Below are 10,202 nucleotides of genomic sequence, written 5' to 3'. Positions count from 1 at the left end.
GTATTTATTACCGAATTTGTGATGCAATAGATTATACATGGATAGGGAATACATCAGGGAAGCGTATGGCGAGGTATTGTTTGACGCCTTCGTTGAGCTAGGACGCAAAAAAGTCACCATCAGCGAATTTAACACCGAATGAAGATGATATAGTTGATTTTTCAATATCGTCTTATGGGATATTGAGGATAGAGGGGGTAGGGGAGACTTATTTTGGTCTTGTTGCCAATAGTTTATAAAATCAGTTGCAGTTGTTACATCCATGTTCCTGCCACTTACTAGCTGTCCATAGTTGTTAAACGTGCTTGTGTTTGCTGTTAAATCTCTTAATGCTCCTATATGACCTACATTACTAATATTATCTGCTACGTTTAACAATATGTTATTCCCTGATATAAGCCCTGTATTCGTGTTTATAAATGACGTTCCCGCTGATATGCTCACATTATCCTGCGCATAAACAGTCCCCTTTGCCTCTACTTTGCCACTATTTGACGTTACAGCTACGTCCTTTGCACTAGTCGCATTCTTAAATACTATATCCCCGTCTGCCGTTATCTCTAACCCATCAGTCGTTGCTAACAGGTCGCTTGGTGTGTTTATCCCAAAACCTCTCTCTGTCGCAATTATCCTTATCTTACCAGCATACATCCCACCTAATGCTACACTATCCACCGCAATCTCAACATTGCCTGTCGTCCTATTATCTAATGTTCCCACATTGTTAGACGTTATCGTATTGCTTGTATAGTCATACTTATCATTGCCAGTTAGTACGTTTAAGTTCCCCGTTGCATTTATACTCCCAGCTATCTGAACTACCCTTGATACTAAATCTGCTGAACTATTGGCAACAAGACCAAAATAAGTCTCCCCTACCCCCTCTATCCTCAATATCCCATAAGACGATATTGAAAAATCAACTATATCATCTTCATTCGGTGTTAAATTCGCTGACCCCGTCACCATTGATAGCCTTGACGTGTTTATAAACCCACAACCAGCACACGTTATCCCCTGCGGATTGGCAACAATTAAATCAGCCCTGCCACCATATATCTCCGTTATACCCCTTAAACTCGTCCCAGTATCGCCCGTCACCTCATTCAATATAACCCTAGCCATCGGATTATTGCCTATATTATGATTGGGGTCTAGCAAACCACCTATCACACTCCCTACACTCGGATTATACGCTTGAATATTAGTATTGTTAAATATAAGCCCATTCTCACCTACATTGTAATTAGTATATCTATTCACAGAAACACCACGCTGACTCGGTGGGGCTATATTAACCACTGGGGTATTATTCTCTGAATGCGTTATGGTCGTTCTCGTTGTCCCGTCAGGTAGTAAATCAGCAGCAAATACAGGATAAATAGGATAAAATATGAAGTTGGCAATTAAATAGCAAGTCAAAAGCCTATACGCAAGTGAACGCACACTAAAATACCTATAAATACATAGCTTGAGACTAAACATAATTAACCTCTTCCCTAATAAAAAATTGAAATAATATGAAACAGTCACCTTGTATAACACTTTTATACAATTACACTAAAAACATGTCAAGACTTTATTTTACTACTCATAAAGATTTTGTATGTAGCTTTTCGTATTCGGATTTAACTGTGACGAACCCTAAAGGGTGCTTACGGGACAATAAGGGACGATAACTTTTTCATTGTCAAATCTAACAATATTTGCTATCATCCCCATATGAATAGCAAGAACACCATAGAACGGCTAAAAATGATGAGCGATAACTGCCCCCCCCCCCCCCGCGCAACATCAGCTAATATCAGCGTTATCGTTCCTGTTCATAATGCGTCAATCTATTTACGAAAATGTTTAGATTCCCTAGTCAATCAAACGTTTGATAAGATAGAAATTATTATTATAAACAATGGCTCTACAGATGATTCCCTTAAAATAATAAAGGAATATGAAGAGCACGATAGTCGCATTAAGGTTTTTGATTTAGACTATTGTAGTGTCGGACACGCTCGCAACTTTGCTTTGAAACAGGTTACGGGCATGTATATAATGAGTTGTGACCCAGATGACTGGTTTGAATTAAACGCTTGTCAAAAATGCTATGATACTATTGAACGTGAGCAGTGTAGCTGGGCATTTTTCGGAATGAATGTAGCTGCGGCTAGCCCTGATATGGAGCGCTACGCCCGCACTAGGCGGGCTAATACTACTTTGCAAAGGACGGGTCATCTAGCTAATAGGCGTGAAATGCTACGGGCTACCATCAATCCCAGCCTTTGTAATAAAATTATTAGGAAAGATGTTGTGGATAGATATGGCATTACCTGCCCTGAACTTAATATTTTTGAAGACCACGCTTTTTTTTCTAACTATTTAATGGTTGCAGAAACTGGCTATGCGTTACACGAGAGGCTATACAATTACTACACTCATAGAGGTTCGCTAACAGATGTCGCAATTCACAGCCCTGTACTCATCTTTTGCGGAGTATTGAAGTATGTTGTACACGTAGCCAAATTTGCGTGTAGAAACGCCATTCTCTATAGATTGCACTACCCAGCAGAGTGGTGCCTACGCTGGATAAAGTTTATGTGTTGTGCATAGCTTTATTATATCTTGACAAGCCCTCTATTTTTATTTAGAGTGTTGTTTGAAAGATTGGCGGAGGGGTTAAATATGGCTAAAGATGAAGAAAAAGAGGAAGGACAAGAGGAGCCTAAAAAGAAAAAGTCTCCTATACTTCTGATAACAATATTGCTTGTGGCGCTCGCGGGAGCGGGTATCGCCGTCAAGATGTTTGTGCTGAAACCTAGCGGCGATGGAGCAACGGCTGGGGGAGATGGTGGTGCAGTTGCACACCAAGTAGCCCCTAGTGTAGTGGCTGAGCCTGGTCCTATGCAGGCTTATCCGCCATTCCTAGTTAATCTTGCTGACCCGGGCGGGCAACGCTACCTGAAAGCATCTATTGCACTGGAGCTTAGCAAAGAGCCTGGTTTTCCAGCGGAGATAACCGTCAAGGAGGCACGCATAAAGGACGTCATCATATCTGTGTTATCAGGTAAGACATCAGACGAAGTAGCTAGCATGCAGGGCAAAGTTGCACTAAGGCAGGAGATATTGCGCCGACTTAACACCATTATGGCGGGCGGGCGCGTAACCGATGTATTTATTACCGAATTTGTGATGCAATAGATTATACATGGATAGGGAATACATCAGGGAAGCGTATGGCGAGGTATTGTTTGACGCCTTCGTTGAGCTAGGACGCAAAAAAGTCACCATCAGCGAAATGTTGAAATGGGAAAGAGGTTCTGTAGTCAAACTTGCTAAGACGTCTGGTGAACCCGTTGATATTTTGATAGCTAATAAACCGCTTGCACTCGGCGAGGCGGTAGTGTTGGACGAGCGGTTTGCTGTCCGCATTACTGACATATTGACGAAAGATATGCTTATTGCCAAATACAAAGACGGGATGTATGACATATAGTCTGCGCACTGCCCTCTTGCTGTGCGTGTATATTCTAGCCTCCGTTCAGGCAGTCAGTGCGGAACTAACTTATGAGTTCATTGGTAGTAGCGCAATATTCAACGTGAACTTTACTAGGGGCTACTCTGATGTGACTACTAACACCTCCGCTAGCGAAGTAGTAGTTGTGCTCAGCACAACTGAACCCTTGAACTTTGAAAGGCAAGATTTCTTTGACAGTGGCGTAAAAAGCGTATGGCTCACAACTGACAGCGGCAAGAAGTCATTGCACTTCAGCTTTGATGGTGCTGTTATTGAGCCTAGCGTAGTGCGTGGCGATACATCCGTCCAGATAACATTTACACTCCCTATCAACCCCGTCCAGCAGAGTCAGCAACCTGTGGTGAGCACTGGTACGTATGTGCGGATGATAATTGGACTGTTTTTAATATTTGTGCTGATTTTAGGGATGTATTTAGTGGTAAAATATCTGCTGAGGGGTGGCGTCAGGACAGATATTCCGGGTGTAGGCAGAATGCTGGGTAGCGTTGATGTGGGCATCAAGCGTAGTTTGATATTCTATGAGCTTGGTGATGTTATATATATACTAGGTGCTACTGACGGTGGTATAAACGTAGTTGATAAAATTGCAGACCCAGCAAGCGTAACGCTTATTAAAACTGGGTTCACACGCCGCAAAGACTTTGCTAGCTACCTGAACTTCTTCAGTAAAAGTGGCGAGATAAAGGACGACATAAAGAACTCGCGAGATTTATTAGAGGATAAACTATCATCGTTAAGAAAAAAATAACCCTGTTTGCGCTGGCATTCATTGTGGCAGGGGCTACTAATGCTATCCCGCAGACGTTGCCTATACCCGATGTTAGTTTCACCATGCGCGGAACTAGCTCGCCCAACGACGTGGCTATGGTTTTACAAATCATCGCCTTGTTCACCGTGCTGACCCTTGCCCCGTCAATACTGATGGTAATAACATCCTTTACCCGTATTATCATAGCTTTTAGTTTCCTGCGTAGCGCAATGGGCACGGCACAAATGCCACCAAATCAAATACTCGTAGGGCTTGCAATACTGCTGACTATATTCATAATGATGCCTGTGTTTTCTGCCGTTAATAGAGAAGCCCTTGCACCATATTTTGAGGAAAAAATCACGTTCAAGGAGATGACGGAACGCATAAAACCCCCCATTCGCAAATTTCTGGTAGCAAACACGCAGAAGAAAGATATTGAGCTATTTTTAGATATATCACGCTCGGCTAGAGTGCGCAATGTGAATGAAATACCAGACCACGTTGTCATTGCCGCGTTTGTGCTAAGCGAAGTGCAGTTAGGCTTTCAGATAGGGTTTTTGCTATACCTGCCTTTCCTTATAATAGATTTTGTCGTTTCAAGCGTGTTGCTAGCTATGGGCATGATGATGCTACCGCCGCACATGGTATCAACCCCGTTCAAAATATTACTCTTTGTGCTGGTGGATGGCTGGGGGTTGCTGGTATCCTCGCTGGTAAAGAGCTACTACCAATAAATAATTATGAGCTTATCAGTCAAAAAATACATGCAAGACAACCTTGCACTCGTCTCAAAACTCGCTGAAACAAATACAGGAGACGATTTCGCTATACAAGTGGAGCAAGCCGCCACCACTATTGCCAGCATTATGCTAGATGGCAACAAGTTATACTTATGCGGTGTTGGAGCTAGTTGTTGCCTAGCACACTATGCAGAATCGCTCTTTTTAATAAAATGCAGGTTTGCCCGTCCGCCGCTGCCAGCACTGGCACTGGACGCCGGCAATATTGAACGGCAAGCACAAACACTCATAACGGCAAATGATGCTCTGATGTGCATTATGAATGAAGCATTACCAGATAACGTTAGCACAGCACTCAGGGCGGCAGCAGAGGCTGGCGCAAAGGTAATCTGTCTAGCAGGTGCTGATAATGCCACACTGCGCGGACTATGCGATACAATCATAGCGGTAGATTCAAAAGACCCACTGCTCATCTCCAATATTCAGATAACAACGCTAAATATTATCTGCGCAAAAGTGGACGATATATTATTCCCCGTATGACGAGCTATTCTGGTCTATTTGGTGCAGCCCGTGCTGGGCAAATATTGAAGCTTAAAAAGGCTAGCGAAGCTGCATTAGTCATCGCTGATGACGCTAAACAGGCGGAGCTATACCTATCAGAGCTGATGTTATTTGCAGATGAAAATACACAGCTTTTGATATTCCCCGAATACACACACGAGCCATTTGACGAACTGCGGGTACTGGATGAGATAGCGAGCGCACGGGCTAACGCACTACATAGCCTGCTGACAAACCCCTGTAGCATTGTGATAACAACACCTTATGCACTGCTAAAAAAGATTGCCCCCGTAGATGCGTTCAGAGACAGTATTATAGAGCTAAAGACTGGTACCATTTTTGCAAGGCAAGATTTGCTGAATGCACTTGATAGGCTCGGATATCTGCCTGTGGAGCTAGTGAACGGACACGGGGAGTTTTGCACACGTGGCGGCATTGTAGATATATTCCCGCTAGGTGCAGCTACCCCAGTTCGCATAGAATATTACGGGGACGAATTAGAAACAATATTCAGCTACGAAGTCGCTATGCAAAAAAAACTTGACGAGTTAAATAGTGTAGTTCTGCTACCCGTTTCAGAGATACTATTTTCCACTAATGAATTGTTAGAATTGGGGTTAGATAGTGCTATCCACGAAAAGATAGAAAACTTCGGCAAGTATGCGGGACACCACTGGCTAGTGCCAGCTGTGTATGACGAACCAGCAACGCTATTTGACTATATGCCAGATTGCCCGCTTGTAGTGCTGCCCCCCACCCCAACAAAAGAGTTATTTGACAATGTGTTAAAACGCATTGATGAAACACACAAAACTGGCAATGAAAACACAGCTTTTATAACAACAGCCGAAGCAGAGAACCGAATATCTACTAACGCCGTCATCTTCACAGATGTGCCACTCGGCGGAGATGGCATTGATAATATAGCTTGCCCGTATCAGAGCGTTAAACCGCATTTTGCATTTGAGAAGAAAAACTTTTATCAGTCGCTTTCATCTGCTATGAACGAATTCAAGCGGATGCACGAGTCAGGCTTGCGAACGGTGGCGGCAGTTGAAAGCAGGCGATTTATTAAGCTAATCCGTGATTATTGCCGAGATTATGAGCTTGCCGTTATAGAAATATCCAATATATCTGAACTGCGTGAACCAAAAGCCCTGTATTTATACACAAAGAGCATAAGCGGCGGTTTTATCAGTGAAAAAGAAAAAATCGTATGCGCATCAGATGACGACATATTTGGCTTTGTCCGCAGGCGCAATAAGCCCAAACGGGCTGGGTTTGACACAAAAATATCAGAGCTTGAAGCGGGCGACTACATAGTCCACGTTGACTACGGCATAGGCGTGTATAAGGGGCTAAAACATCAGCAGATAGACGATGTAGAAGGAGATTATCTAGAAATCACTTACGAAAATGACAGCACACTATACGTGCCACTAGCGCAAATATCACAACTTCAGAAATATATCGGCGTGAGCGATGCCAAGCCACACTTGTCATCATTACAATCAGCCGCATGGGCTAAAACAAAGGCTTCTGCCCGCAAAAATGCCGCTAAAATAGCACAAGACCTGCTAAAACTATACGCCGAGCGCAAGGTGCAAAAAGGTTTCCGTTTTATCGCAGGCGGTGCTGAACTAGATGAGTTTGAACGCCGATTCCCCTACGATGAAACAGACGACCAATTTGCGGCAGTTTTAGATGTTTATAAAGATATGGAAGACGAAATGCCTATGGATAGGCTTATCTGCGGAGATGTAGGTTTCGGCAAGACCGAAGTGGCTATGCGGGCAACTTACAAAGCAGTCTTGAGTGGCAAGCAGGTGGCAGTGCTCGTCCCTACAACAGTCCTAGCGCGTCAGCACTACATAACATTTTTGGAGCGATTTAGGGGAACGGCTGTAGAGATAGAGTTCGTCAGCAGGTTTCGCACTACTGCCGAATTGCGCAAAGTGCGTGAAAAGCTGGCATCAGGGGCAGTTGACGTTATAATAGGCACGCATAGGCTACTATCAAACGATATAATGTTCAAGAACTTAGGATTATTGGTAATAGACGAGGAACAACGGTTTGGAGTTGCCCATAAAGAAAAGATTTCAGCACTACGCGCTAACGTTGACGTGCTGGCGATGAGTGCTACGCCGATACCTAGAACACTGCAACTATCATTATCAGGCATCCGCAACATCAGCACTATAGAAACGCCACCGACTAACAGATTGCCCGTAGGCATAAAGGTCATCCGCACAGAGGATGAGATTCAATCGGCTATATTATGGGAGCTGGAACGCGGCGGGCAAGTATTTTTCCTGCACAACAGGATACTTGACATCGCTAATGTTGTTAATATAGTCCAGCGAACAGTGCCTCTGGCGCGTGTGGCGGTGGCGCACGGACAGACAGCGGCTAAAGAGCTGGAGGATATATTGCGGCGTTTCTACAACGGGGATATAGATGTGCTTGTATCAACGACCATTATAGAAAATGGGATAGATATACCCAATGTGAACGCGATTATTATTGACGATGCGGCACACTTCGGACTGTCGCAACTATATCAGCTGAAAGGGCGCGTCGGTCGCAGTGGCAGACGCGGGCATTGCTACCTGCTGGTGAGAGATTTCGCAACTCTCAGCCCCACAGCAAAGAAACGGCTTGCTATAATCGGACAATTGTCAGATTTAGGTAGCGGACTGAAAATTGCAATGTCTGATTTACAGCTACGCGGCGCAGGCGATATATTGGGAGCACAGCAGTCAGGGTTTGCTATAAAAATAGGCTATGAACTGTTTTTACAGATGATATATGAGGCTGTATCCGCCTTGCAAGAGGCTGATGGCATAACAAGCGATACGGAGATTATCACGCAATATCCGCACTACATCGCGGCTGATTACATAGATGATGCTAAAACACGCCTTGACTACTACCGCGCCTTTGCGGGCATAAAAGACGCTAGCCAGATGACTGCTCTCTTTGACGAGCTAAAAATGCTATACGGGGAGCTTCGCAAAGAGACAACCAATCTAGGCTATATTATGCTAATCAAAAATACAGCGGGTGCACTAGGCATAACAAAAGCGGTGCTCTACCCACAGCAAATAAACTTTGCACTGACACAGAAATCAAGGATAGAACCACAAAAGCTAATGTCTGTAGCAGAAAAACTAAAATTAAAATTCCGATTTATCGGGGAATACGAATTTTTGCTTGCACTACCAGCAGGCGAGGACACGCTGACAACAACTGTGCAGTTTATTGAACAGCTAAACGATAAATAACTAAAAGAACGTCTAAGCTTTCTTGCCCGGAAGCAAATCTATCAGCTTGGTAGCGGCAGCCTTTTCCGCTACCTTCTTGTTCTTACCAATGCTCTGCGCCTTTAATAATCCAACTGGCGTTCTAACGCTACACTCTATCGTAAATACCTTATCGTGGCTAGGTCCGCGTTCTTCCAATACCCTATATGTCGGCAATATCCCATACCGTTTTTGAGTAATGTGTTGCAGTCTTGATTTGTGGTCTATATGCTCGCCAGTGTCATGTACCTTCATCAAAATATCTGTCAGATTGCGCAATATAAACGCTTTTGCCTCTTTATAGCCACCATCTAGGTGAATCGCAGCAATTATCGCCTCAAAGGTATCAGCCAATAACGAACGCTTATTGACCCCGCCACTTGAAATCTCCCCATTGCCAAGCAATAGAAAATCGCCGATACCAAGGTGAGCCGCACATCTATACAGACAACTCTCCGCCACACAATATGCACGTAGCTCCGACAACTGCCCTTCGTCCTCGTCTTTGTAGATTGTCATTAAGAATTCCGTGAGTGCTAGCTGCAACACTGCATCACCTAGTAGCTCTAACCGCTCATTTGAGTAGCAAACACCATGCTCATACGCATAAGACGTGTGAGTCAAAGCCTTCGTGAGTATAGTTTTATCAGTAAAGGCATAGCCCAGCACATTTTCAAGCTGAGTAGAGTCCTTATTCATACCGCTTTACTATTATCGTAGAGTTCGTCCCGCCGAAACCAAACGAATTAGAGAGCGCATAGCGGGCAGTATCTAGTTTAGCAGATTTATTAGGCGTATAGTTAAGGTCGCATTTAGGGTCTTTAGTTTCATAGTTGATTGTGGGTGGCACAAGCTTATCCCTTAGCGCAAGTGCTGAATAGATAACCTCAGCAGCCCCAGTAGCCCCTAACATGTGCCCCGTCATTGATTTAGTAGAACTAATATGCACCTTATACGCATGGTCGCCAAACACCTGCTTTATAGCAAGCGTTTCAAGCTCATCGTTCAGGCTAGAAGATACGATAACTATATCCTATACGCCATAGCCGCAGTTGATATGGCTATGAAAGACGCTGGACTTGACGACTATCCATTCAACCATGAGCGTGCTGGGGCTATAATAGGCTCTGGTATAGGTGGTTTTGAGACCACCTGTAGGACGCATATGGACTATGTAAAGCGTGGCTATCGTGGCGTATCGCCGTTCTTCATACCTGCGGCTATCATCAATACGGCTAGCTTTAGTCGGCGCATCGTTTCGCCGAGACAATGCTTTCATATTGATAAACCCACTCACCGCCGTAGGAGTGATAGGA

At 44.1% G+C, this 10,202-nt stretch carries 10 protein-coding genes and 1 pseudogene; 8 read left to right on the top strand and 3 right to left on the bottom strand.

The annotated features are described in order from the left end of the window. The coding region (locus AC1MDJ_RS05545; protein ID WP_479689950.1) for a filamentous hemagglutinin N-terminal domain-containing protein at window positions 1-1,485 on the bottom strand (1,485 nt) is incomplete at its 3' end. Between the two features lie 237 nt (window positions 1,486-1,722). On the opposite strand from AC1MDJ_RS05545, the gene AC1MDJ_RS05540 reads away from it, so the two are divergent. The 7 genes from AC1MDJ_RS05540 (at window position 1,723) to mfd (ending at window position 8,868) form a co-directional block, all read left to right on the top strand. Continuing rightward, a complete protein-coding gene (locus tag AC1MDJ_RS05540; RefSeq protein WP_479689949.1) occupies window positions 1,723-2,604 on the top strand; it encodes a glycosyltransferase family 2 protein in 882 nt (293 codons plus the stop codon). A 72-nt stretch (window positions 2,605-2,676) separates the two neighbouring features. Next, window positions 2,677-3,192 (top strand): flagellar basal body-associated FliL family protein, encoded by a 516-nt coding sequence (locus AC1MDJ_RS05535; protein WP_479689948.1) that lies wholly within the window; start codon window positions 2,677-2,679, stop codon window positions 3,190-3,192. A 7-nt stretch (window positions 3,193-3,199) separates the two neighbouring features. After that, window positions 3,200-3,487, top strand: coding sequence for a FliM/FliN family flagellar motor switch protein (locus AC1MDJ_RS05530; RefSeq protein ID WP_479689947.1), 288 nt, complete (start codon window positions 3,200-3,202; stop codon window positions 3,485-3,487). Beyond that, window positions 3,477-4,277, top strand: a complete 801-nt coding sequence (locus AC1MDJ_RS05525; RefSeq protein ID WP_479689946.1) for a FliO/MopB family protein — start codon at window positions 3,477-3,479, stop codon at window positions 4,275-4,277. The genes AC1MDJ_RS05530 and AC1MDJ_RS05525 overlap by 11 nt, the downstream gene beginning before the upstream one ends. Beyond that, entirely contained in the window at window positions 4,259-5,014 is a 756-nt protein-coding gene (gene fliP, locus AC1MDJ_RS05520; RefSeq protein WP_479689951.1) for a flagellar type III secretion system pore protein FliP, read from the top strand. The genes AC1MDJ_RS05525 and fliP overlap by 19 nt, the downstream gene beginning before the upstream one ends. Window positions 5,015-5,020: 6 nt before the next feature. Then, a complete protein-coding gene (locus AC1MDJ_RS05515; RefSeq protein ID WP_479689945.1) occupies window positions 5,021-5,563 on the top strand; it encodes a hypothetical protein in 543 nt (180 codons plus the stop codon). Then, complete coding sequence (mfd, locus tag AC1MDJ_RS05510; RefSeq protein WP_479689944.1) at window positions 5,560-8,868, top strand: transcription-repair coupling factor; 3,309 nt, start codon at window positions 5,560-5,562, stop codon at window positions 8,866-8,868. Before AC1MDJ_RS05515 ends, mfd begins: the two co-directional genes overlap by 4 nt. Window positions 8,869-8,880: 12 nt before the next feature. Here mfd and rnc read toward each other — a convergent pair whose 3' ends face one another. Together rnc and AC1MDJ_RS05500 are read right to left on the bottom strand one after the other, a co-directional pair. After that, entirely contained in the window at window positions 8,881-9,585 is a 705-nt protein-coding gene (gene rnc, locus AC1MDJ_RS05505) for a ribonuclease III (RefSeq protein ID WP_479689943.1), read from the bottom strand. Then, a pseudogene (locus AC1MDJ_RS05500) lies at window positions 9,578-9,904 on the bottom strand (beta-ketoacyl-[acyl-carrier-protein] synthase II); the annotation flags it as partial. The pseudogene AC1MDJ_RS05500 and the gene rnc, both read right to left, overlap by 8 nt. On the opposite strand from AC1MDJ_RS05500, the gene AC1MDJ_RS05495 reads away from it, so the two are divergent. Continuing rightward, the coding region (locus AC1MDJ_RS05495; protein WP_479689942.1) for a beta-ketoacyl synthase N-terminal-like domain-containing protein at window positions 9,830-10,202 on the top strand (373 nt) is incomplete at its 3' end. The pseudogene AC1MDJ_RS05500 and the gene AC1MDJ_RS05495 sit on opposite strands and share 75 nt — an antisense overlap.

This window comes from Candidatus Termitispirillum reticulitermitis (genome assembly GCF_054655775.1).
This window is presented reverse-complemented; position numbering and strand designations above follow the sequence as displayed.